This is a genomic window from Pseudomonas sp. UBA6310 (assembly GCF_002438225.1).
Lineage (GTDB): Bacteria > Pseudomonadota > Gammaproteobacteria > Pseudomonadales > Pseudomonadaceae > Pseudomonas_O > Pseudomonas_O kuykendallii.
Genome location: NZ_DJTK01000006.1, coordinates 1 through 23,959, shown reverse-complemented (window position 1 = coordinate 23,959; position 23,959 = coordinate 1). Strand labels below are relative to the sequence as shown.

Here is a 23,959-nt window from a genome sequence, read left to right as displayed (position 1 = left end):
CCGCGCTTCCTGTGGATGTGGCCCAACGCGCGGATCGGCGTGATGGGCGCCGAGCAGGCTGCCGGCGTGCTGGTACAGGTCAAGCGCGAACAGAGCGAACGCAGCGGCCAGGCGTTTTCCGCCGACGACGAGCAACGCCTCAAACAGCCCATCGTCGAACAGTACGAACGCCAGGCGCACGCCTATTACTCCAGCGCGCGGCTGTGGGACGACGGCGTCATCGACCCGGCGCAAACCCGCGAGGTACTGGCCCTGGCCATCTCCGCCAGCCTCAATGCGCCGATCGAGCCGAGCCGCTTTGGCGTGTTTCGCATGTGATGACCCATTCCCCTCTCCCGCTTGCGGGAGAGGGGCCGGGGGAGAGGGTAAAACGCTCGAAGCGCCCTCTCCCCAGCCCTCTCCCATGAATGGGACAGGGAGCAAAAGCAGATTCCGGAAGTGACCATGACCGACTTCACCACCGTCCAGCTCGAAACCGACCCGCGTGGCTTCGCCACCCTGTGGCTGAACCGTCCGCACAAGCACAACGCCTTCGACGCCGAGATGATCCGCGAGCTGACCCTCGCCCTCGCGGCCGTGCGCGCCGACGAGCGTCTGCGCTTTCTCCTGCTGCGCGGCCATGGCCGGCATTTCTCCGCCGGCGCCGATCTGGCCTGGATGCGGCACGCGGCGACGCTCGACTACGCCGCCAACCTGGCCGATTCGCAGGAGCTGGCGGAGCTGATGTACCGCCTTCACGACCTGCCCGTCCCGACCCTGGCCGTGGTCCAGGGCGCGGCATTCGGCGGCGCCGTGGGCCTGGTCAGTTGCTGCGACATGGCCATCGGCGCGCTCGATGCGCAGTTCAGCCTGTCCGAGGTGCGCATCGGCCTGGCGCCTGCGGTGATCAGCCCCTTCGTCGTTCAGGCCATCGGCGAGCGCGCCGCGCGCCGCTACGCGCTGACCGCCGAGCGCTTCGACGGCCCGCGTGCCCGCGAGCTGGGCCTGCTGGCCGAGTGCTATCCGGCGGAGGAACTGGAGTCGCGCATCGAGGAATGGATCGCCACGTTTCTGCTCAACGGCCCGCAGGCGATGCGCGCCAGCAAGGCGCTGCTGCGCGAAGCCGGCAGCGGTGTGCTCGGCCCGGCGCTGCGCCAGTTCACCGAAAGCGCCATCGCGCGGATTCGCGTCAGCGCCGAGGGCCAGGAAGGCCTCAATGCCTTCCTGGAAAAACGCACGCCCGCCTGGCAGGAGCAGCCGGAATGAACGCACACGACGAGCTGAGCCCGGCCCTCTCCGGGAAGCAAGGCACGACGCCCATCACCACCCTCCTCGTCGCCAATCGCGGCGAGATCGCCTGCCGGGTCATGCGCACCGCGAAAGCCCTCGGCCTGACCACCGTGGCCGTGCACAGCGCCATCGATCGAAACGCGCGGCATGTGCGCGAGGCGGACGTGGCCGTCGATCTCGGCGGCGCCAAGCCGGCGGATAGCTATTTGCTGATCGACAGCATCATTGCCGCCGCCCAGGCCAGTGGCGCCCAGGCGATCCATCCGGGCTACGGCTTTCTTTCCGAGAACGCCGACTTCGCCCGCGCCGTCGAGGCTGCCGGCCTGGTGTTTCTCGGCCCGCCGGCCAGCGCCATCGACGCCATGGGCAGCAAGTCGGCCGCCAAGGCGCTGATGGAAGCCGCCGGGGTGCCACTGGTGCCCGGCTACCACGGCGAGGCGCAGGACGCGCAGACGTTCCGCGATGCCGCCGCGCGCATCGGCTACCCGGTGTTGCTCAAGGCCACGGCCGGGGGTGGTGGCAAGGGCATGAAGGTGGTCGAACGCGAGGCGGACCTTGCCGAAGCCCTGCAGTCCGCCCAGCGCGAGGCGCAATCGGCGTTCGGCGATTCGCACATGCTGGTCGAGAAATACCTGCTCCAGCCACGCCACGTGGAAATCCAGGTGTTCGCTGACCAGCACGGCCACTGCCTGTACCTCAACGAGCGCGACTGTTCGATCCAGCGCCGCCACCAGAAGGTCGTGGAGGAAGCGCCGGCGCCGGGGCTGTCGGTGGAACTGCGCCGCGCCATGGGCGAAGCCGCGGTCAAGGCCGCGCAGGCCATCGGCTACGTGGGCGCCGGCACCGTGGAGTTTCTGCTGGATGCGCGCGGGCAGTTCTTCTTCATGGAAATGAACACCCGCCTGCAGGTCGAGCACCCGGTCACCGAGGCCATCACCGGCCTCGATCTGGTTGCCTGGCAGATCCGCGTGGCGCGCGGCGAGCCGTTGCCGATCACCCAGGCCCAGGTGCCGTTGCGCGGTCACGCCATCGAGGTGCGCCTTTACGCCGAAGACCCGCAAAACGAATTCCTCCCGGCCAGCGGCAAGCTCACGCTGTACCACGAGCCGGCCGCCGGGCCGGGACGCCGGGTCGACAGCGGCGTCCGCGAAGGCGACGAGGTATCGCCGTTCTATGACCCGATGCTGGGCAAGCTGATCGCCTGGGGCGAGAGTCGCGAGGAGGCTCGCCAGCGCCTGCTGGCGATGCTCGACGAAACCGCCGTGGCCGGAGTGAAGACCAACCTGGCGTTCCTTCGGCGCATTCTCGCGCACCCGTCCTTCGCCGCCGCGGAGCTGGATACCGGCTTCATCGAACGTCATCAGGCGGACCTGCTGCCGGCACCCGGCGAGCTGTCCGACGCCTTCTGGCAAGCCGCCGCCGACGCCTTCATGGAAAGCGAAAGCCCGCACGTGCGCGGCGACGACCCGCACTCGCCGTGGAGCACCCGAACCGGATGGCGCAGCGTCCTGCCCGCGCACACCACGGTGCACCTGGCTTGCGGCGCCGAGCGACGCCGGGTAAGGCAGGCCTCGACGAATACGCGCCCTCGCCCACAGAGCTTCCGGCGCGACGACAGGCTGTATGTGAAATGGCAGGGCGAGCTGCACGCCGTCGAGCGGGTCGATCCCATCGCCGCCGTCGAGCGCGAGCACGCGCAGCATGGCGGGCTGACCGCCCCCATGAACGGCAGCATCGTCCGCCTGCTGGTGGAGCCCGGCCAGGCGGTGGAAGCCGGTACGGCGCTGGTGGTGCTCGAAGCGATGAAAATGGAACACAGCATCCGCGCGCCGCAGGCCGGTACGGTGAAGGCGCTGTATTGCGGTGAGGGCGATATGGTCGGAGAGGGTGCGGTGTTGGTGGAGCTTTCCTAGGCCAGGCTTGTCGAGGGCGCCTCGCGTCGTAGGGTGCGCTATGCGCACCACCTGCAGCGAAGTTTTCCCTGGTGCGCACAGCGCACCCTACGACCACGGGCCGCAGAATTGCGTTTGCGGGGTTCGCGAGCAAACGATCGTTATCTGGAGATTGCCATGAACTTGCCCACCCACGTACGGCTGGTCGAAGTCGGCCCGCGCGACGGACTGCAGAACGAGAAAAAGCCAATCAGCGTGGCCGACAAGGTTCGCCTGGTGGACGATCTGACTGCCGCCGGGCTCCGCCATGTCGAGGTCGGCAGCTTCGTTTCGCCCAAGTGGGTGCCGCAGATGGCCGGCAGCGCCGAGGTGTTCGCCGGCATCCAGCGCAAGGCCGGCGTCACCTACGCCGCGCTGACGCCGAACCTGAAGGGTCTCGAAGCCGCGCTGGAGTCCAAGGTCGAGGAAGTCGCGGTGTTCGCCGCGGCGTCGGAGAGCTTCTCGCAGCGCAACATTAACTGCTCCATCGACGAAAGCCTGCAGCGCTTCGTGCCGTTGCTGGAAGCGGCGACGGCGGCCGGGGTTCGCGTGCGCGGCTATGTGTCCTGCGTGTTGGGCTGTCCATACGAAGGCGCGGTCGCGGCGGAACGCGTCGCCGTCGTGGCGCGCGAACTCGATGCGATGGGCTGTTACGAGGTCTCTCTCGGCGACACCCTCGGCACCGGCACGCCCGGCGCGACGCGCCATCTGTTCGAGGTGGTCGGCCGCGCCGTGCCGCGCGAGCGCCTGGCCGGGCATTTCCACGACACCTACGGCCAGGCGCTGGCGAACGTCTACGCCAGCCTGCTGGAAGGCATCGCGGTGTTCGATGCCTCGGTGGCCGGGCTGGGCGGCTGTCCCTATGCGAAAGGCGCCACCGGCAACGTGGCCACCGAAGACCTGCTCTACCTGCTCGATGGCCTGGGCATCGTCACCGGCGTCGACGCCGACCGGCTGATCGCCGCCGGCGAGCGCATCTGCGCGGTGCTCGGCCGCGAAAACGGCTCCCGCGTGGCCCGGGCGCGGCGCGCCTGAGTCACTCCTGCGGCAGTTGCCGAAGCTGCTGCCCGGGAACGACACCGTGCTCGGCGAACCAGCCCTGGCGCATTTCCAGGCCGTAGAGCGCGTCCTGCGCGGAGCAATGCTCGGTGTCGTCGAACGGCTGCATGTCGACGATGTTCAGCACCCGCCCCTGTTCGTCGAGAAAGGCCGCCGACAGCGCCAGCGGCGTATCGCGCATCCAGAAACAGTGCCGGGTGAGCTCGTCGAAGACGAACAGCATGCCCTCATCCTTCGCCAGGCGCTCGCGGCCCATCAGGCCGGCCTGGCGCTGTTCCCGGGAGCTTGCCACCTCGACGCTCAGCGCATGCCCGTTCAGTTGCATGAGCGTTCGCGGCAACGGCTCCGCGGCCAACCCGGCGGACAGCAGCAGCGTCGCCAGCGTGATGGTTTTTCGGTACATGCTTCCTCCTGTCCGCACCGGGCGCTGGGTATGATAGCGCGACGGCCCGACTCCGCCTGAACCGCGCGGGCGCAGGCCTCCACCGACCAGAGAACCGAGCAGCGATGATCGACGACGAAGCCCTCAAGGATTACCAGCGGGTGCGCCAGATGGCGATCCGCTCGCTGTTCGAGATCGTCGAGGAATCCAGCGAGGGCACCGTGATCGTCGACCGCGAGGCCCGCATCGTCTGGATGAACGAGCGCTACGCGCGACGCTTCGGCCTGCCGAACGCCGAGGCCGCCATCGGCAAGCCCTGCGAGAGCGTGATTCCCACCAGCCTGATGCGCGATGTGGTGCAGACCGGCCAGCCGATCCTGCTGGACCTGCTGGATACGCCTAAGGATCAGCTGGTGGTGATGCGCCTGCCGATCCACGACCAGGCCGGCCTGATCATAGGCGCCATCGGCTTCGCGCTGTTCGACGAGCTACGCAACCTGTCGCCGCTGCTGACCCGCTACCAGAGCCTGCAGAAGGAGCTGGCCTCGACCCGCTCGCTGCTGCAGACGCGCCGCGCCAAGTACAGCTTCTCGCACTTCATCGGCACCAGCCCGGCGAGCCTCGCGGTCAAGCGTACCGCCCGGCGCAGCGCCAGTACCGATTCGCCGGTATTGCTGCTCGGCGAAACCGGCACCGGCAAGGAACTGCTCGCCCATGCCATTCACGCCACTTCGGTGCGCGCGCACAAACCCTTCGTCAGCGTGAACAGCGCGGCGATTCCGGAAAGCCTCCTCGAAGCGGAATTCTTCGGCACCGCGCCCGGCGCCTTCACCGGCGCCGAGCGCAAGGGCCGCCTGGGCAAGCTGCAGGTGGCCGAGGGCGGCACACTGTTTCTCGACGAGATCGGCGACATGCCGCTGTCGTTGCAGAGCAAGCTGCTGCGCGTGTTGCAGGAAAAGGAATTCGAGCCGGTCGGCTCCAACGAGATGCTGCGCAGCGACGTCCGGGTGATCGCGGCGACCTCCACCGACCTGCAGGACGCGGTACGCCGGGGCGATTTCCGCGCCGACCTGTACTACCGCCTCAATGTGCTGCCGATCCTGGTGCCGCCGCTGCGCGAGCGCCTGGAAGACCTGCCGGCGTTGTGCGAGGCGATTCTCGAAGAACTGCAGAGCGGCGACATCGCGCCCCGCGAACTCGGCAGCGACGCCCTCGCCCTGCTCGCCCGCCACGGCTGGCCGGGCAACATCCGCGAACTGCGCAACGTACTGGAGCGCGCGGTGCTGCACTGCGAATCCGCAACCCTGGATGCCGCGGCGCTGCAACAGGCCATCGGCGTGCTCGCGCCGCTGCCCGCCGGCCAGGCCGCGCCGGCTCCCACCCCGGTCAGCCAGGACTTCTACGCCGCCCGCGACGCCTTCGAGAAGCAATTGATCGAGAACAGCCTTGCCGCGCACGCTGGCAACGTCGTGGAGGCCGCGCGCAGTCTCGGTCTCGGACGCTCGACGCTGTACAAGAAGATCATCGCCCTGGGCATTTCGTCTCCATTCGCGGACGAATCCACGAACGTGGACAGCGCGTCTTAGCGCGTCAAACGGTCGCACCCGCACTTTTTCCGCGGCCATCTGTCTCCGTATGGAGACGAAAAGCAGCTGTAAAACTCGGTTTCGCGCTGTAAATCCCTTATATTTCAGTGGCTTGCGCTAATAGGCACGGTTCTCGCTATAACCCGTGTGCACGTCGCGGCTCGCACCGTGGCGAAAACAAAAACAATTAACCCTGCAGTCGTTCGTCCCATCCGGGCCGTCGCTGCGGTGCCCAGGAGACACTCCATGAGTGTGATCATCGCGCTCGCAGCCCTCGCGCTGCTGATGCTCGCCGCCTATCGCGGCTACAGCGTCATCCTCTTCGCTCCCATCGCCGCCCTCGGCGCCGTTCTGCTCACCGACCCTTCCGCTGTCGCCCCGGCCTTCACCGGCGTGTTCATGGAAAAAATGGTCGGCTTCGTGAAGCTCTACTTCCCGGTGTTCCTGCTCGGTGCGGTGTTCGGCAAGCTGATCGAGATATCCGGCTTCTCGCGCTCCATCGTCGCCGCGGCGATCCGCCTGTTCGGCACCCGTCAGGCGATGCTGGTGATCGTGCTGGTCTGCGCGCTGCTGACCTACGGCGGCGTGTCGCTGTTCGTCGTGGTGTTCGCGGTCTATCCGTTCGCCGCCGAGATGTTCCGACAGAGCAACATTCCCAAGCGGCTGATCCCGGCGACCGTGGCCCTAGGCGCCTTTGCCTTCACCATGGACGCCCTGCCCGGCACCCCGCAGATCCAGAACATCATCCCCACCACCTTCTTCGGCACCACCTCGTGGGCGGCGCCGTGGCTCGGGGTAATCGGCACACTGTTCGTCTTCGGCCTCGGCATGCTTTATCTCGAGCGCCAGCGGCGCAAGGCGCAACGCGCCGGCGAAGGCTACGGCAGCGAACTGCGCAACGAGCCGGAAACGCCGGAAGACATCGCCCTGCCGCATCCGCTGCTGGCGCTTTCGCCGCTGCTGCTGGTGGGCGTGGCGAACCTGCTGCTGACGCGCTGGATTCCGCAATGGTACGGCACCACCCACAGCCTGAAACTGGCCGGCATGGCCGCGCCGGTGCAGACCGAAGTCGCCAAGCTGACCGCCATCTGGGCGGTGGAAGCGGCCCTGCTGCTGGGCATCCTGCTGGTGCTGGTGAGCGCCTTCGGGGTGATCCGCAAGCAGCTCGCCGAAGGCAGCAAGACCGCGGTCAGCGGCGCCCTGCTGGCGGCGATGAACACCGCCTCGGAATACGGTTTCGGCGCGGTGATCGCCTCGCTGCCCGGTTTCCTGGTGCTGGCCGATGCGCTGAAGAGCATCCCCAACCCGCTGGTCAACGAAGCCATCACCGTGACCCTGCTGGCCGGCATCACCGGCTCGGCGTCCGGCGGCATGAGCATCGCCCTGGCGGCGATGTCCGACAGCTTCATCGCTGCCGCCAACGCGGCCAACATTCCCCTGGAAGTGCTGCACCGCGTGGCGTCGATGGCCAGCGGCGGGATGGACACGCTGCCGCACAACGGCGCGGTGATCACCCTGCTCGCCGTCACCGGCCTGACCCACCGCGAGGCCTACAAGGACATCTTCGGCATCACCATCATCAAGACCCTCGCGGTGTTCTTCGTCATCGGCGTGTTCTACGCGACCGGCATCGTCTGACCCGCACCGCTTGAAATGAGGAGACTCGACATGACTCTGCACGGCAAGACCGCACTGGTCACCGGCTCCACCAGCGGCATCGGCCTGGGTATCGCCCTGTGCCTGGCGAAGGCCGGCGCCAACCTGGTCCTCAACGGCTTCGGCGACAGCGAGGCGGCACTGGCCGAGGTTCGCGCGCTGGGCGGCGAGGTCCGCCACCATCCGGCGGACATGACCCGCCCCGAACAGATCGAGGCGATGATCGCCTACGCCGAAGCCGAGTTCGGCGGCGTCGACATCCTAGTCAACAACGCCGGCATCCAGCACGTGGCGCCGGTTGAGGCATTCCCGGTGGAGCGCTGGGACGCGATCATCGCGATCAACCTGTCCTCGGCCTTCCACACCACGCGCATGGCGCTGCCGGGCATGCGCGAGCGCAACTGGGGACGGATCATCAACATCGCCTCGGCCCACGGCCTGGCCGCCTCCGCCGGCAAGAGCGCCTACGTCGCGGCGAAGCACGGGATCGTCGGCCTGAGCAAATCGGTGGCGCTGGAAACCGCCACCACCGGAGTTACCTGCAACGCGATCTGCCCCGGCTGGGTGCTGACGCCGCTGGTTCAGGCGCAGATCGACGAGCGGGCCAAAGTGGACGGCGACGTGGCGCGGGCGCGCCACGACCTGCTGGCCGAGAAGCAGCCGTCGCTGGACTTCGTCACGCCCGAGCAACTGGGCGAGCTGGCGCTGTTCCTCTGCAGCGATGCCGCCGCCCAGGTGCGCGGCGCAGCCTGGAACATGGACGGCGGCTGGCTGGCGCAGTGACGGCCGGCGAACCGTTTACCTGGTTTCGGCTCGATAACAATAAGAAGGAGTTCCTATGTTCGCCAGAATCACCCACCTGAGCGTGCAGATGGTGCAGCGCTATCTGCCCTCGTCGTTCGTGTTTTCCGCGCTGCTCACCCTGTTCGTGCTGGTGCTGGCGATGCTCGGCACTGGCCAGAGCCTGCCGACCATGGTCAACCACTGGAACGCCGGCTTCTGGACGCTGCTGTCCTTCGCGATGCAGATGGCGCTGATTTTCGTCACCGGCCACGCACTGGCCAGCGCGCCGCCGGTCAGCCGCTTGCTGGACCGTCTCGCCGCGCTCCCGCGCAGCCCAAGCCAGGCCATCGTCATGGTCACGCTGGTGGCGTTGATCGGGTGCTGGCTCAACTGGGGCTTTGGCCTGGTCATCGGCGCGGTGATGGCCCGTGCACTGGCGCGTCAGGTCAAGGGCGTCGATTACCCACTGCTGGTCGCCTCGGCCTATTCGGGCTTCCTCGTCTGGCACGGTGGTCTGTCCGGCTCGATCCCGCTGGCACTGGCCAGTGGCGGACCGGAGCTGAGCAAGGTCTCCGCCGGTGTGATCAATGCGCCTATCGGCGTCGAGCAGACGCTGTTCACCCCGCTCAACCTGACCATCACCGCACTGCTGTTCATCGGCCTGCCGCTACTCAATCGGGCGATGCATCCCGCGTCGGCGCAGACCAAAGTCGCCGATCCCGCACTGCTCGCCGAGGAACATGCCGCGACGCCGGCACGCGAGACCCCGGCGCAGCGCATCGACGACAGCCGGCTGCTCGGCCTGACGCTGGTGGCCATGGCGCTGGTCTACTACGTCAACTATTTCGCCGGCGCCGGCTTCGCCCTCGGCCTGAACGTGGTGATCGGCCTGTTCCTCTTCGCCGGCCTGCTGATGCACGGAACGCCGGAACGCTACATGCGCTCGGTAGACATCAGCGTGCGTGGCATCGGCGGAATCGTCCTGCTGTTCCCGTTCTACGCCGGAATCATGGGCATGATGATGGGCGCCAACGCCGATGGCGTGTCGCTGGCCAAACAGATCAGCCAGGCTTTCATCGACTGGTCCACCGCCGAGACCTTCCCCCTGCTGTCGTTCCTCAGCGCCGGCCTGGTCAACGTCTTCGTGCCGTCCGGTGGCGGCCAGTGGGCGGTGCAGGGGCCGATCATGCTGCCGGCCGGGCAGGCGCTCGGTGTCGCGCCGCAGGTCACCGCCATGGCGATTGCCTGGGGCGACGCCTGGACCAACATGATCCAGCCGTTCTGGGCGCTGCCGCTGCTCGGCATCGTCGGCCTTGGCGCACGCGACATCATGGGTTACTGCCTGATAGCCCTGTTCTATTCCGGCGCGGTCATCGCCGGCTGTTTCTACTTTCTTGCCTGACGGATTCCCTCATGAATGCACCTCTCTGGACACCTTCCCCCGAGCGCATCGCCGCCACCCGGCTGGACGCGTTCCGCCTCTACGTGGAAGCGCGCCACGCCGTGCGACTGGCGGACTATCCCGCCCTGCACGCCTGGAGCATCGCCGAGCGCGCGGCCTTCTGGCAGGCGATCGTGGATTTCTTCGAGGTGCGCTTCCATGCCCAGCCCAGTGGCGTGCTGGAGGAAGGCCCGGCGATGCCGGATGCGCGCTGGTTCCCCGGAGCCACGCTGAACTTCGCCGAACACCTGCTGCGCCGTCGCGATGACCGCGCGGCGCTGGTGGCCATCGGCGAGGACGGCTCGCGCGAGGTGCTCAGCCATGCCCAACTGGCGGCGCACGTCGCCGGCCTGCAACGCAGCCTGCGCGAGGCCGGCGTCGGCATCGGCGACCGCGTCGCCGCCTTCATGCCGAACACCTGGCAGACGGTGGTCGGCATGCTCGCCACCGCCAGCCTCGGCGCCACCTGGTCATCCTGCTCGCCGGACTTCGGCACCCAGGGCGTGATCGACCGTTTCGGCCAGATCGAACCGAAGGTGCTGATCGCCTGCGCCGGCTACCGCTACGCCGGCAAGAACCTCGACCTGACCGCCAAGCTGAACGAGATCCTCGCCAGCCTGCCCACGTTGCAGCACCTGCTGGTGGTGCCCTACGCCCGCGCCGAGGCGCGTCGGGAGGACTACGCGTCGCCGGCGACGATCAGCTTCTGGGCGGACTTCTACCAGCCGGGCGGCGAGCCGGAGTTCACCCCGGTGGCGTTCGATGCGCCGCTCTACATCCTCTATTCCAGCGGCACCACCGGCGTACCCAAGTGCATCGTCCACGGCACCGGCGGCGTGCTCCTGCAGCACCTGAAGGAGCACGGCCTGCACAGCGACCTGGGCGCCGACGACACCTTGTTCTACTACACCACCTGCGGCTGGATGATGTGGAACTGGCTGGCTTCCGGGCTGGCGCTGGGCGCCACCCTGGTGCTGTATGACGGCTCGCCGTTCCACCCCGGCGCCGAGCGCCTGATGGACCTGATCGACGCCGAGAACATCAGCCTCTTCGGCACCAGCGCCAAGTACATCGCCGCGCTGGAGAAGGCAGGCGTCAAACCGCGCGAGACGCATCGCCTGGAGCACCTGAAGGCGATCCTCTCCACGGGCTCGCCGCTGGCCCATGAGAGCTTCGACTACGTCTACCGCGAGATCAAAGCCGATCTGTGCCTGTCATCGATTTCCGGCGGCACCGACATCGTTTCCTGCTTCGCCCTCGGTTGCCCGGTGATGCCGGTCTGGCGCGGCGAACTGCAATGCAAGGGTCTGGGCATGGCCGTGGAAGTGTGGAACGACGAAGGCCCGGCCGCTCAGGGCGAGAAAGGCGAGCTGGTCTGCACCCGTCATTTTCCGGCAATGCCGGTGGGCTTCTGGAACGACGCCGACGGCGAGAAATTCCGCACCGCCTACTTCGAAACCTTTCCCGGCATCTGGGCGCATGGCGACTACGCCGAGGAAACCGCGCACGGTGGGATGGTCATCCATGGCCGCTCCGACGCCGTGCTCAACCCCGGCGGCGTGCGCATCGGTACCGCGGAAATCTATCGCCAGGTGGAGAAGATCGACGAGGTCCTGGAGTCCATCGCCATCGGTCAGGAATGGCAGGGCGACGTGCGCGTGGTGCTGTTCGTCCGCCTGCGCGAGGGCGTTGCCCTGGACGACGCCCTGCGCGAGCGCATCTGCACCACCATCCGCGCCAACACCACGCCGCGCCACGTGCCGGCGAAGATCATTGCGGTCGGCGACATTCCACGCACCATCAGCGGCAAGATCGTCGAGCTGGCGGTGCGCAACGTCGTGCACGGCCGCCCGGTGAAGAACACCGATGCCCTGGCCAACCCCGAGGCGCTGGAGCAGTTCCGCGAACTGGCCGAGTTGCAGTGAACGACTCAATCATTGGCTGGACGTTTCGCGCTCCGGTGCGCGCGGCGCACCCTACTTGCTCGCGTAGGGCATGAAAAAGGCGACCCGAGGGTCGCCTTTTTCGTTTCAGCCACGGATGACGAGGACGTTTCGCCAGGGTGCGCCATGCGCACCTGGGACACCAGAGCGCCCTGCCGGTGCGCGCAGCGCACCCTACGTCGGGTCGTTACGACCAGCGTCAGAAGGCCGCCGAACCTCCCTCTGTAGGGTGCGCCATGCGCACCTGGGGAACCAGAGCGCCCGGCCGGTGCGCGCAGCGCACCCTACGTCGCATCGTTACGATCAGCGTCAGAAGGCCGCTGCGAGCAGATGCTCCGGCAGTCCCCTGAAGTCGATCGACATCATCACGCTCAGGGTGCTGATCGCCACGATGGAGAAGGCGAACAGCTTGCGCGCCCACAGCCGATCATCCACTGCGCCGTAGCCGGACACCGCGATGAACAGCCAGTAGGCACTCACCAACAGCGCCATCACCAGGTAGCCGTAGCCGGCGAAACCGGCGACGGTGAGCATCAGCGCCGCCGCGGCGAAGGCCAGGATGTACAGCACGATGTGCCGCTTGGTCGCCTCGATGCCGCGCGCCACCGGAAGAACCGGAATGTTGGCGGCACGGTAGTCGTTGAGGCGGAAGATCGCGATGGCATACGAGTGCGGCATCTGCCAGAGACTGAAGATCAGCAGCAGGATCGCCGCACCGGCGTCGAAGCTGTTGCTCACCGCGCAGTAACCCACCACCGGCGGAACCGCACCGGACAGGCTGCCGACCAGCGTGCCATACACCGACGCGCGCTTGAGCCAGAGGCTGTAGAGCACCACGTAGATGAAGAAGCCGATGGCGGCGAAAGCCAGCGCCAGGGTGTTGGTCCACAGGAACAGCGTGCCGAACCCCAGCACGCCGAGCAGCACGCCATGCGCCAGCGCAGCCTTCAGCGAGATCGCCCCGGTGACCAGGACGCGGTTGCGGGTGCGCTCCATGCGCTGGTCGATATCGCGATCGATGCAGTTGTTCAGCACGCAGCCGGACGCGATCACCAGCGACAGCCCGAGCGCCGTGGCCAGCAGCAGCCACGGATCGATGCTGCCCTTGGAGGCCAGGAAGAATCCCCCGGCCACCGAGATCAGATTGCCGAAGATGATGCCTGGCTTGGTGATCAGCAGGTATCGCTTGAACTTCACGGGTAGCCCTCGTTACATCATCAGCGCGTTGGCGCTGAAGATGATCCAGATGGACAGACCCACGAGCATCACGATGACCAGCATGGTGAAGATGAACGACAGCGTGTTCCAGCGCCCGTCGGTGCTGAAGTCCAGGTGCAGGAAGTACTTCAGGTGCACCAGGACCTGGACGATGGCAAAGAGGAAGATCGTCACCAGGGTCAGTCCTTTCGGCAGCACGTGGGCCATCACCAGCCAGAACGGAATCACGGTGAGGACCACCGACAGCAGGAAGCCGATCATGTACGACTTGACGCTGCCGTGGCTCGCGGCGTGCTCGGTGTGCAGAGATTCGCTCATCACAGGGTCCCCAGCAGGTAGACGACGGTAAACACGCAGATCCAGACGATGTCCAGGAAGTGCCAGAACAGGCTCAGGCAGGTCAGGCGGGTGTTGACCTGCGGGGTGAGGCCCTGCCTGGAGACCTGCAGGATCATGATGATCATCCAGATCAGGCCGGCGGTGACGTGCAGGCCGTGCATCCCGACCAGCGCGAAGAACGCGGAGAGGAAGGCGCTGGTGCTCGGGCCGTAGCCTTCGACGATCAGGTGATGGAACTCGTTGATCTCCATCCCGATGAAGATCGCACCGAAGATGAAGGTGACGATCAGCCAGTTGATCACACCGCCCTTGCTGCCCTTCTGCCCCGCGATCATCGCGAAGCCGTAGGTGATGCTGGAGAACAGCAGTGCGAAGGTTTCGACCAGCACGTAGTCGAGTTCGAAGATGTCCTTGCCGCTGACCGATCCTGCCGTCGCGGTCATCAGCACCGCGTAGGTGGCGAAGACGCTGGCGAACAGGATGCAGTCGGTCATCAGGTACAGCCAGAAACCGAACACGGTGGTCGGACCACTGTCGTTGTGACCGTGGTCGTCGTGCCCGTCCTCATGCTCGTGCTTGTGGACGCTATCGTGGGGGTCGTTCATTACATCGGTCGACATGGGCTCAGGCCTGCTTGATATGGGCGAGATGGGCGGTTTCGATGCGCTCGATCTCATCGGGCTGGACGTAGTAATCGACATCGTTGTCGAAGGCACGGGACAGCAGGCTGGCGAACAGCCCCAGCAGACCCACGGCGGCGAGCCACCAGATGTGCCAGATCAGCGCGAAGCCCATGACGGTGGCGAAGCCGCCCATGAACACGCCGGCGGAGGTGTTCTTCGGCATGTGGATCGCCGTGTACTTCTCGGGGCGCTGGTAGGCGACGCCCTTCTCCTTCATGTCGGTGAAGGAGTCGATGTCGTGCACCGTCGGCAACTGGGCGAAGTTGTAGAACGGCGGCGGCGACGAGGTCGACCATTCCAGGGTGTGGCCATTCCACGGGTCGCCAGTCAGGTCGAGGTTCTGCTTGCGGTCGCGGATACTCACGTAGAGCTGGATCAGCTGGCAGAGGATGCCGCACAGGATCAGCACAGCGCCGACGAAGGCGACGTACAGCCAGGGCGTCCATTCCGGGTTGTCGGTGTGGTTCAGGCGGCGCGTCATGCCCATGAAGCCGAGCACGTAGAGGGGCATGAAGGCTACGTAGAAGCCGGTGCACCAGAACCAGAACGCCGCCTTGCCCCACTTCTCGTTGAGGGTGAAGCCGAAGGCTTTCGGAAACCAGAAGACGAAACCGGCCAGGTAGCCGAACACCGCACCACCAATGATGGTGTTATGGAAGTGGGCGATCAGGAACAGGCTGTTGTGCAGCACGAAGTCGGCACCCGGAACCGCCAGCAGAACGCCGGTCATGCCGCCGATGCTGAAGGTCACCATGAAGCCGATGGTCCAGAGGACCGGCGTGGTGAAGCGCAGGCGCCCGCGATACATGGTGAACAGCCAGTTGAACAGCTTCACCCCCGTGGGGATCGAGATGATCATCGTCGCGATGCCGAAGAAGGCGTTGACGTTGGCCCCCGAACCCATGGTGAAGAAGTGGTGCAGCCAGACCACGAAGCCGAGCACGGTGATCGCGGCGCTGGCCCAGACCATCGCGGCATAGCCGAACAGGCGCTTGCCGGTGAAGGTGGAGATCACCTCGGAGAACACACCGAACGCGGGCAGTACCAGGATGTACACCTCAGGGTGACCCCAGGCCCAGAACAGGTTGATGTACATCATCGCGTTACCGCCCGCTTCATTGGTGAAGAAGTGGAAGTCGAGGTAACGGTCGAGGGTCAGCAGGCCCAGCGCGGCAGTCAGGATCGGGAAGGAAGCGGCGATCAGGATGTTGGCGAAGGTGCAGGTCCAGGTGAAGATCGGCATCTGCATCAGCTTCATGCCGGGGGCGCGCATCTTGAAAACGGTGACCAGGAAGTTGATCCCCGTGAGCGTCGTCCCGATCCCGGATAACTGCAGCGCCCAGATGTAGTAGTCCACCCCTACCCCGGGACTGTAGGCAATCCCGGACAACGGCGGATACGCCACCCAGCCGGTACGGCCGAACTCACCGACGAACAGCGACAGGTTGATCAGGATCACGCCGCTGACGAACAGCCAGAAGCTCAGCGAGTTCAGGAACGGGAATGCCACATCACGCGCGCCGATCTGCAGCGGCACGGCGATGTTCATCAGGCCGATCATGAACGGCATGGCCATGAAGATGATCATGATGGTGCCGTGCGCGGTGAAGATCTGGTCGTAGTGTTCCGGTGGCAGGTAGCCGGCGGCGCCGCCGGTGGCGAGCGCCTGCTGCGAGCGCATCATGATGGCGTCGGCGAAGCCGCGCAGCAGCATGATGATCGCCACGGTGATGTACATCACGCCGATCTTCTTGTGGTCGACCGAAGTCAGCCACTCGGTCCACAGGTAGCCCCACTTGCGGAAATAGGTCAGTCCGGCGACCACCACCAGGCCACCCAGCGCCACGGCGGCGAAGGTGAACAGCAGGATGGGTTCGTGGAAGGGTATGGCGTCGAGGGTCAGCTTTCCGAACATTTGTTGATTACTCCTCAGCGGCCGAGTGGCTGGACATGTCCATGTGGTTCATGTCCATCTTCTCGCCCATTTTCATGCCTTCATTCGGTGCCGGCTCATCGGAGACGGGGATCTTCTTCGGCCCCATGTACTGATGCACGATCGCGGCGAACAGGTTCGGGCGTACGGCGGAGAAATACTCCACCGGGTGCTTCTGGCTCGGTTCGGCCAGCGCCTTATAGCTATCGGCATCGAGGATCTTCGAGGACGAGCGCACCTTGGCGACCCAGGCGTCGAAGTCGGCATCGGTGGGCGTGGCGATGGCGGTGAAGGCCATCCCGGTGAAGCCCGCGCCGCTGTAGTTCGCCGAGATACCGGCGAAGCTGCCCGGCTCGTTGGCGATCAAATGAAGCTTGGTTTCCATGCCGGCCATGGAATAGATCTGGCTACCGAGCTGCGGGATGAAGAAGGAGTTCATCACGGTGTCGGAAGTGATCTTGAAGTTGACCGGGGTGTTGGCCGGGAACGCCAGCTCGTTGACCGTGGCGATCTTCTGTTCCGGGTAGATGAACAGCCACTTCCAGTCCAGCGAGACGACCTCGACGGTAATCGGCGTCTTCTCGTGATCGAGGGGGCGGTAGGGGTCCAGGTGGTGCGTGGTCTTCCAGGTCAGGATGCCGAGGAAGACGATGATCACGCAGGGGATCAGCCAGACCACGACCTCGATCGAGGTGGAGTGCGCCCACTTCGGCATGAACACCGCTTCGGTGTTCGTGGCACGGTACTTCCAGGCGAAGTACAGCGTCAGCACGATCACCGGGATCACGACGATCAGCATCAGCACCGTGGCGGTGATGATCAGCGACTTCGCGTCGATACCGACCTGGCCCTTGGGATCGAGCAGCGCCCATTTGCAGCCGCTCAGTGGCAGTACGGCCAACCACCACAGCCGTTTCAGATATCCAACGTACTTCTCTTTGATCATCTCGCAGCCTTGAAGGATGAAAAGGAGCTTTCGGCGCCGCCCGGAAAGGCAGCCGTGATTCGCTGTCACCGTGCACCAGTAGGCGGGCATGGCAACGGGATGGATATGGAAGGTTTCGTAGCGAGCCAGGGGCAGGAAGACAGCCATCCTGAACATCGCCGATCGAATTCGATCCAGGTGCTGATCCGTTCCGTGTATTTCAGCGCGAATGTACAAACAACGACGTGAAGCGACGGAGCGCTACGACGTTCACTGCCCGATCGACGAGAAGGTTGCCTACATCGCCACCGCCAGGCGCTCAATGCACGGGTTTCCCTTGTTATAGCCAGCCACCACGCGGGGGCCTGCCTGCTGAAGATTCCGAGGATTTCGAAGGCTTCGTTTGTCTGGGAGTACAGTGAGCGGCCGGTATTACAAAACATTTCCATGACCCTAGACAACCCATCGAAGGCAAAATTCTTTTGCGTCAGTGGAACAATCAGGACTTCCACGGTGCGAAAAAAGCAATAACCACAACAAATAAAGGGTCTTGTCCAGCTGCGGCCCGATAATGCAATCCCTTGTGACGCCAGGCCGCATAGGTTACGGCCTGCGCTCCTCAGCCCAGCCGGGCGCGCATTTCTGCGGTGATCACCTGCTCGGCGTCGTCCATTCCCGCCCAGGGGTCGTCGTCACCCAACTCCTCCAGGCGCTCGAACAGGTTGCGGATGTTCCAGCGGTTCGCCCCCTCGAGCCCGGCCAGTTCGTGCCGATGGACCGGGACCGAGACGGGAAGCCCTTCACGCGCGCGAACCGAGTACGCCGACACCGAGGTGGCGCCACGGCCATTGCGCAGGTAATCGATGAAGATCTTGCCGACGCGGTTCTTCGGACCGCTGACCGCAGAGAAATGTTTCGGCAGAAGTTTCGCCATGTGTCTGGCGATCACCTGGCTGAACCCTTTTACCTCGTCCCAACCCTCGCCCCGTTTCAGCGGCACCACCACGTGCATGCCCTTGCCGCCGCTTGTCTTGAGGAACGACACCAGGCCCAGCTCGTCGAGCAGCGTCTGCACCAACTGGGTGGCTTCGATCATCCGCTTCCACGGCAGCGCCGGGTCGGGGTCGAGGTCGAGCACCAGCCGATCCGGGGTTTCCAGGTGCGGCGCGCGGGCATTCCACGTGTGCACTTCGAGCATGCCCATCTGCGCGGCGCTGACCAGCCCGAGGGCGCTGTCCAGCAGCAACAGCGGCTGCGTGTCGGCGGGGTCGTCGAACTGGGTGACGTGGGGCAGGCTCAGCTTGGTGGAGTGTTTCTGGAAGAACAGTTCACCCTCGATGCCTTCCGGCGCGCGCACCAGCGCCACCGGCCGCTTCGCCAGATCGCGCAGCATCCAGGGCGCGACACGCCCGTAGTACTGCGCCAGCTCCATCTTGGTGGCGCCGATGCTCTTGTCGATGATCCGCTCCGGGTGGGTGATCTTGATCTGCCCCGGATCGTCCTTGCCCCTGGCCTTCGCGTCGGGCTTCGTGCGGGTCTTCGCCCCGGCCTTGCCGGCGCTCTTGACGGTCTTGCCGGCAGCGACCTTTTTCGCCGATTTGGCCTTCTCGTGGACGATCGCCTCGGCCGGTTTGTCGTTGCGCAGGCCATGGAACACCGAATGGCGGATCACCCCGTCGCGGGTCATCTCGGCGAATGCCACCTCGCACATCAGCTCGGGCTTCAGCCAGTGCGCGCCCCGCGCGTCGGCGCCGGTGGGCGGATTGACGACGGCCGGTTCGGCGATCTCCAGCGGCTGGAGTCGAGCATGGATGGCGCGCAGGCTGGCTTCGTTGAAGCCGGTTCCGACCTTGCCGGCGTAGCGCAGCTCGCCACTGTCGGCGTCGTGCAACCCCAGCAACAGCGCGCCGAACGCACTGCGCGAGCCCTTCGGGTCGCTGTAGCCGACGATCACGAACTCCTGGCGATTCTTGCATTTGATCTTGATCCAGCTGCTGCTGCGGCGCGACACGTAGGGGCTGCCGGCGCGCTTGCCGATGAGCCCCTCGAGCTTCATCTGGCAGGCGCTAGCCAGCATGTGGTCCGGGTCTTCCTGCAGGTCCGCGGAAAAACGCAGCGCGCCGTCCTGTTTCTCCAGCAAGGTGGCCAGCGCGGCGCGGCGTTCCTCCAGCGGCACCTCGCGCAGGTCCATGCCGTTCAGGTAGGGCACGTCGAACAGGTAGTAGACGATCTGCTTGCTGGAGCCGGCGTCGAAGGCGTTCTGCAGCGCCTGGAAGTCCGGCACGCCCTCCTCGTCCGGCACCACCACTTCGCCATCCAGCCAGGCCGACTCCAGGCCGAGCTTGGCCAGCGCCTTCGCCTGGTACGGCATCTTCGCCGTCCAGTCGTGGCCATTGCGGGTGAACAGGCGCACGTCGTCGCCCTCGATCCGCGCCATGACCCTGTAACCATCGAACTTGATCTCGTAGTGCCAGTCACCCTCCGGCGCCGCGTCCACCAGCGTCGCCAACTGCGGCGCGATGCGCTCGGGAATCGCCGCCGCCTTGGCGCCGTGGAGCGTGGCGCCGGCGGCTTTCCGGGTCCGCCGCCGGGGCGGCGTCTTGGCGGTGCGTGCCGGCTCCTCGCCCTTGGCCTTCGCCTTGGCGCCGCGGTTACGGGGAATCAGGCTGCGCTCGCTGAGGACGCTGTCCGGCTGCTCGACGAGGATGTCGTAGTCCTTTTCGGCGCGCGCGGCCTCGTCGCTGGATTTGATCAGGAACCACTGCTCGCGCTTGCCGGGCATGTGGGTGCGCACCAGGTTCCAGACGCCGGCGAGCTTCTCCCCCTGCAGCTCGAATTTCAGCCGGCCTTTTTCGAGGCTCGCCTGCGGATCGCCGATCGGGCTCCACACGCCGCGATCCCAGACGATCACCTCGCCCGCGCCGTAATGCCCCTCGGGAATCTGCCCCTCGAAGGACGCGTAACTGATGGGGTGGTCCTCGACGTGCACCGCGAGGCGCTTGACCTTCGGGTCAAGGCTCGGTCCCTTCGGCACCGCCCAGCTCTTCAGGGTGCCGTCGAGTTCGAGCCGGAAGTCGTAATGCAGGTGGCTGGCGTCGTGCTTCTGGATGCAGAACTGCAGCGCGTGCGCGTCGGCGGCCTTCTTGCGCTTGCGCGTCGGAGTCCCGGCAGGCTCGGGAGTGGCGGAGAAATTGCGCTTGCTGTTGTACTCGTCCAGTGCCTTCGCCATGGTCGGAGCCTCGTCGTCGGGTGCTCAGGTTAGAAGCACCCGCACGCCGCGGGTTCGCCCAGGCCGCTGGACGGAGCACTCAGGGTTTGGCGTCGTCCGGTTCGTCCGGCTCGATGTCTTCCAGTTTCAGTTCCAGGCCCCAGGCCGCGGCATCCACCGGTTTCTGCACCGGCGCGGGCCGGGGCGGCGCGGCGACCGGAGCGGGCGCCGGCGTGCCGCCCTCCACCTGCAGCTTGAGTTTCAGCCGCAGGTTGTTCGCCGAGTCGGCGTTCTTCACCGCCTCGTCCTCGTCGATCGCGCCCTCCACCACCAGATCGAACAGCGCCTGGTCGAACGTCTGCATGCCGAGGGTTCTTGATTTCTCCATGATTTCCTTGATCGAGCTGAAATCGCTGCGCTTGATCATGTCGCTCACGGTCGCCGTGCCCAGCAGCACTTCCACCGCAGCGCGGCGCTTGCCTTCGCGGGTCTTGACCAGGCGCTGGGAAACGAAGGCCTTGAGGTTGTTGCCCAGGTCGTTGAGCAACTGCGGGCGGCGCTCTTCCGGGAAGAAATTGATGATCCGGTCCAGCGCCTGGTTGGCGTTGTTGGCGTGCAGCGTGGAGATCGCCAGGTGCCCGGTGTCGGCGAAGGCAAGCGCGTGCTCCATGGTCTCGCGGTCGCGGATCTCGCCGATCAGGATCACGTCCGGCGCCTGGCGCAGGGTGTTCTTCAGCGCGGCGTGGAAGCTGCGCGTGTCCACGCCGACCTCGCGCTGGTTGATGATCGATTTCTTGTGCCGGTGCACGTACTCCACCGGGTCCTCGATGGTGATGATGTGCCCGCCGCTGTTGCGGTTGCGGTAATCGATCAGCGCCGCCAGCGAGGTCGACTTGCCCGAGCCGGTGCCGCCGACGAACAGCACCAGGCCGCGCTTCTCCATCACCACCTTGAGCAGCACTTCGGGCAGCTTGAGGTCCTCGAACTTGGGGATGTCCAGCTTGATGTTGCGCGCGACGATGGACACCTCGTTGCGCTGGCGAAAGATGTTGATGCGGAACCGGCCGATCTGCGGCAGCGAGATCGCCAGGTTCATCTCCAGCTCGCGCTCGAACTCGGCACGCTGCTCGGCATCCATCACCGACTCGGCGATGGCCGCCACCTCGCCCGCGCGCAGCGGCTCGGCCGACAGCGGCTTGAGCACGCCGTTGAACTTGGCGCAGGGCGGCGCGCCGGTGGACAGGTAGAGATCCGAGCCATCCTGTACGGCGAGGATTCTCAGCATCGATTGGATATCCATTGGGCTCGCTCCGCGGCTGTTCGGCTGTATGAAGCCCGGACGCTCGGGCACAATTGCCGCCAATCTATCGCAGGAGTCCTTCATGCCAAAAGCCATGGCCCGCCATATCCTGGTCAAGACCGAGGCCGAAGCCGCGCAACTGAAGAAGCGCCTGGACGGCGGCGAAGCCTTCGACGTGCTGGCGCGCAAGCACTCGATCTGCCCGTCCGGCAAGCGCGGCGGAGACCTCGGCGAAGTACGCCCGGGGCAAATGGTGCGCAGCATCGACCAGGTGATCTTCAAGAAGCCGCTGCGCACCGTTCACGGCCCGGTGAAGTCACAATTCGGCTATCACCTGGTGCAGGTCTTCTACCGCGAGTGAAACGCCCGTTTCGGCGCTGGCCCGCGTCCTAGAGCGCTTCGCTTGGCGCCCGCCGAACAGCGCTGAAAAACGCCCCGCTCGGCCCCCTCGAAAAAAGCAAAACCCGCCAAAAATGGGCTCATGCTCCTGCGCCGCATGCCGATAAACGATCTGTCGATGCCTGCGCCAAACGGTGCATCAAAAAAACAAACGGCTCAGTACTTTGAGGTTCTCCCCATGTTTCTTCGGCGTCTCAAGATCGCACCGAGGGCAATACTCAGTTTTTCCATGGTCGCACTGCTGGTCGTGCTCCTTGGCCTCTTCTCCCTGTACGAGATGCGCATCATCCGCGCGGCGACCGTGAACGTGGTGGAGAACAGCCTGCCCAGCTTCCGCGCGCTAGGCGTTCTCAACGAGAAGATGTTGCGCGTCCGCATCACCTCCTACCGGATCGTGGTCGATCGCGAAGCCGCTGCACTGAGCAACACGATCGAACGTCTCAACGTGCTCCTGGGCCAGCTCAAGGATGCCCAGAATCAGTACGAGGCGTTGATTTCCAGTGATACCGAGCGCGCCCAGTACCAATCCGTGAAAACCGCCCTGGCGGAGTACGCGCGAATCAACCAGCAACTCGTCCAGCTTTCCGGCCAGGATCGCATCGACGACATGCGCGCCCTGCTGATGGCGGACTACAAAACCCTCTCCGACAATCTCGGCGCCGAGTTCGAGAAGCTGATCGAGATTAACCAGGCCGATGGCAACGCAGCCGCAGCCCGGGCCGAGCAGGAATTCAACAATGCGATCACCGGCGTGATCGTGTTCATGCTGGTCGCCGCGGGGCTGACCGGCCTGCTCGCCATGCTGCTGACGCGCAGCATCGTCACGCCGCTCAATCAGGCGGTGAAAGTCGCCGAGACGGTGGCATCGGGCGACCTGACCCACACCATCGCGGTCGGTGGCGGCGACGAGCCCGCGCAGTTGCTCGGCTCCCTGAACAGCATGCAGGAAAGCCTCAAGCGCACCATCCAGGGCATCGCCGATTCCTCCACCCAGCTGGCCTCGGCCGCCGAGGAGCTGAACGCGGTCACCGAGGATTCGAGCAAGGGCCTGCATCAGCAGAACCAGGAGATCGAGCAAGCCGCAACCGCGGTCAACGAGATGACCACCGCCGTGGACGAGGTGGCGCGCAACGCCGTGGCCACCTCGGAAGCCTCGCGCGACTCCGACCGCACCGCCCGCATGGGCCAGGACCAGGTGAACAAGACCGTCGACTCGATCAGCCATCTGGCCGAGGACGTCACCGGCACCGCGCAGCAGGTCGAACAACTGGCGGATAAGGTTCGCCACATCAGCACCGTGCTCGACGTGATCCGCTCGATCGCCGAGCAGACCAACCTGCTGGCCCTCAACGCCGCCATCGAAGCGGCTCGCGCCGGCGATGCAGGACGCGGCTTCGCGGTGGTCGCCGACGAGGTACGCGCCCTGGCGCATCGCACCCAGCAGTCGACCCAGGAAATCGAGCAGATGATCAACGGCATCCAGCAGGGTACCGATCAGGCCATGAGCTCGATGCAGACCAGCAACGAACGCGCCCACTCCACCCTGGAGCTGGCCCGCGCCGCCGGTGCCGCGCTGCAGCAGATCACCGAAGCCATCAGCCACATCACCGAGCGCAACCTGGTGATCGCCAGCGCCTCGGAGGAACAGGCCCAGGTGGCCCGTGAAGTGGACCGCAACCTGGTGAACATCCGCGACCTGGCCGTGCAGACCTCTGCCGGCGCCAACCAGACCAACGCCGCCAGCCAGGAGCTTTCGCGACTGGCCATCGACCTGAACGGCCTGGTGACGCGCTTCCGCGTCTGACCACAGACCGACGGTGCGCATGGCGCACCCTACAGAGGCCTACGCCTGTAGGGTGCGCCGCGCGTACCGGCTATACCGGATCGGCCTACCCGCCCCGACC

Annotated in this window: 19 protein-coding genes and 1 pseudogene; 12 read left to right on the top strand and 8 right to left on the bottom strand. The window is 65.7% G+C overall.

Translation table 11 applies throughout. From position 1 onward, the window contains the following. The 4 genes from B3E91_RS01075 to B3E91_RS01060 all read left to right on the top strand — a co-directional run. Window positions 1-318: carboxyl transferase domain-containing protein (locus B3E91_RS01075; protein ID WP_287027980.1), on the top strand; the 318-nt coding region annotated here is incomplete at its 5' end. 126 nt (window positions 319-444) lie between these two features. Next, complete coding sequence (locus tag B3E91_RS01070; protein ID WP_287027978.1) at window positions 445-1,245, top strand: gamma-carboxygeranoyl-CoA hydratase; 801 nt, start codon at window positions 445-447, stop codon at window positions 1,243-1,245. After that, window positions 1,242-3,182, top strand: coding sequence for an acetyl/propionyl/methylcrotonyl-CoA carboxylase subunit alpha (locus tag B3E91_RS01065; RefSeq protein WP_287027976.1), 1,941 nt, complete (start codon window positions 1,242-1,244; stop codon window positions 3,180-3,182). The genes B3E91_RS01070 and B3E91_RS01065 overlap by 4 nt, the downstream gene beginning before the upstream one ends. A 156-nt stretch (window positions 3,183-3,338) precedes the next feature. Next, on the top strand, window positions 3,339-4,235 hold the full coding sequence (locus B3E91_RS01060) for a hydroxymethylglutaryl-CoA lyase (RefSeq protein WP_287027974.1): 897 nt from the start codon (window positions 3,339-3,341) through the stop codon (window positions 4,233-4,235). Between the two features lies 1 nt (window position 4,236). Here B3E91_RS01060 and B3E91_RS01055 read toward each other — a convergent pair whose 3' ends face one another. Further along, on the bottom strand, window positions 4,237-4,662 hold the full coding sequence (locus B3E91_RS01055) for a DUF192 domain-containing protein (protein ID WP_090230590.1): 426 nt from the start codon (window positions 4,660-4,662) through the stop codon (window positions 4,237-4,239). A gap of 104 nt (window positions 4,663-4,766) precedes the next feature. Here B3E91_RS01055 and B3E91_RS01050 point away from each other — a divergent pair, with 104 nt between their 5' ends. From B3E91_RS01050 to B3E91_RS01030, 5 genes are all read left to right on the top strand, one after another. Further along, a complete protein-coding gene (locus B3E91_RS01050; protein ID WP_287027971.1) occupies window positions 4,767-6,227 on the top strand; it encodes a sigma-54 interaction domain-containing protein in 1,461 nt (486 codons plus the stop codon). 246 nt (window positions 6,228-6,473) lie between these two features. Beyond that, window positions 6,474-7,865, top strand: coding sequence for a GntP family permease (locus B3E91_RS01045; protein WP_273233375.1), 1,392 nt, complete (start codon window positions 6,474-6,476; stop codon window positions 7,863-7,865). Between the two features lie 30 nt (window positions 7,866-7,895). Continuing rightward, window positions 7,896-8,666 (top strand): 3-hydroxybutyrate dehydrogenase, encoded by a 771-nt coding sequence (locus B3E91_RS01040; protein ID WP_287027968.1) that lies wholly within the window; start codon window positions 7,896-7,898, stop codon window positions 8,664-8,666. A gap of 55 nt (window positions 8,667-8,721) precedes the next feature. Continuing rightward, window positions 8,722-10,068, top strand: coding sequence for a short-chain fatty acid transporter (locus tag B3E91_RS01035; protein ID WP_287027966.1), 1,347 nt, complete (start codon window positions 8,722-8,724; stop codon window positions 10,066-10,068). Window positions 10,069-10,079: 11 nt separating this feature from the next. Continuing rightward, window positions 10,080-12,032: an acetoacetate--CoA ligase gene (locus B3E91_RS01030; protein WP_287027965.1), complete on the top strand. Its 1,953-nt coding sequence runs from the start codon at window positions 10,080-10,082 to the stop codon at window positions 12,030-12,032. Between the two features lie 327 nt (window positions 12,033-12,359). Here the strand turns inward: B3E91_RS01030 and cyoE are convergent, their stop codons facing one another. The 7 genes from cyoE to B3E91_RS00995 form a co-directional block, all read right to left on the bottom strand. Further along, window positions 12,360-13,247 carry a heme o synthase gene (gene cyoE / locus B3E91_RS01025; RefSeq protein WP_090230576.1) on the bottom strand — a complete coding sequence of 296 codons (888 nt, stop codon included), beginning with the start codon at window positions 13,245-13,247 and terminating at the stop codon, window positions 12,360-12,362. Between the two features lie 12 nt (window positions 13,248-13,259). Continuing rightward, a complete protein-coding gene (gene cyoD, locus B3E91_RS01020) occupies window positions 13,260-13,586 on the bottom strand; it encodes a cytochrome o ubiquinol oxidase subunit IV (protein ID WP_090230574.1) in 327 nt (108 codons plus the stop codon). After that, on the bottom strand, window positions 13,586-14,227 hold the full coding sequence (gene cyoC, locus B3E91_RS01015; RefSeq protein ID WP_090230571.1) for a cytochrome o ubiquinol oxidase subunit III: 642 nt from the start codon (window positions 14,225-14,227) through the stop codon (window positions 13,586-13,588). The genes cyoD and cyoC overlap by 1 nt, the downstream gene beginning before the upstream one ends. Before the next feature lie 4 nt (window positions 14,228-14,231). Further along, entirely contained in the window at window positions 14,232-16,205 is a 1,974-nt protein-coding gene (cyoB, locus tag B3E91_RS01010; protein WP_273233362.1) for a cytochrome o ubiquinol oxidase subunit I, read from the bottom strand. A gap of 7 nt (window positions 16,206-16,212) precedes the next feature. Next, window positions 16,213-17,169, bottom strand: coding sequence for a ubiquinol oxidase subunit II (gene cyoA, locus B3E91_RS01005; protein ID WP_287027964.1), 957 nt, complete (start codon window positions 17,167-17,169; stop codon window positions 16,213-16,215). 598 nt (window positions 17,170-17,767) lie between these two features. Continuing rightward, the gene (ligD, locus tag B3E91_RS01000; RefSeq protein WP_287027963.1) at window positions 17,768-20,377 is read right to left on the bottom strand and encodes a DNA ligase D; all 2,610 of its coding nucleotides are present in this window, start codon (window positions 20,375-20,377) and stop codon (window positions 17,768-17,770) included. 79 nt (window positions 20,378-20,456) lie between these two features. Next, window positions 20,457-21,656: a PilT/PilU family type 4a pilus ATPase gene (locus B3E91_RS00995; protein ID WP_287027962.1), complete on the bottom strand. Its 1,200-nt coding sequence runs from the start codon at window positions 21,654-21,656 to the stop codon at window positions 20,457-20,459. A gap of 82 nt (window positions 21,657-21,738) precedes the next feature. Here B3E91_RS00995 and B3E91_RS00990 point away from each other — a divergent pair, with 82 nt between their 5' ends. The 3 genes and pseudogenes from B3E91_RS00990 to B3E91_RS22150 all read left to right on the top strand — a co-directional run bounded on the left by B3E91_RS00990 (window position 21,739) and on the right by B3E91_RS22150 (window position 23,859). Beyond that, the gene (locus B3E91_RS00990) at window positions 21,739-22,017 is read left to right on the top strand and encodes a peptidylprolyl isomerase (protein WP_090230560.1); all 279 of its coding nucleotides are present in this window, start codon (window positions 21,739-21,741) and stop codon (window positions 22,015-22,017) included. 120 nt (window positions 22,018-22,137) lie between these two features. Then, a pseudogene (locus tag B3E91_RS22155) lies at window positions 22,138-23,001 on the top strand (MCP four helix bundle domain-containing protein); the annotation flags it as partial. Next, a complete protein-coding gene (locus B3E91_RS22150; protein WP_414708177.1) occupies window positions 22,996-23,859 on the top strand; it encodes a methyl-accepting chemotaxis protein in 864 nt (287 codons plus the stop codon). The pseudogene B3E91_RS22155 and the gene B3E91_RS22150, both read left to right, overlap by 6 nt. The last annotated feature ends 100 nt before the right edge of the window (window positions 23,860-23,959 follow it).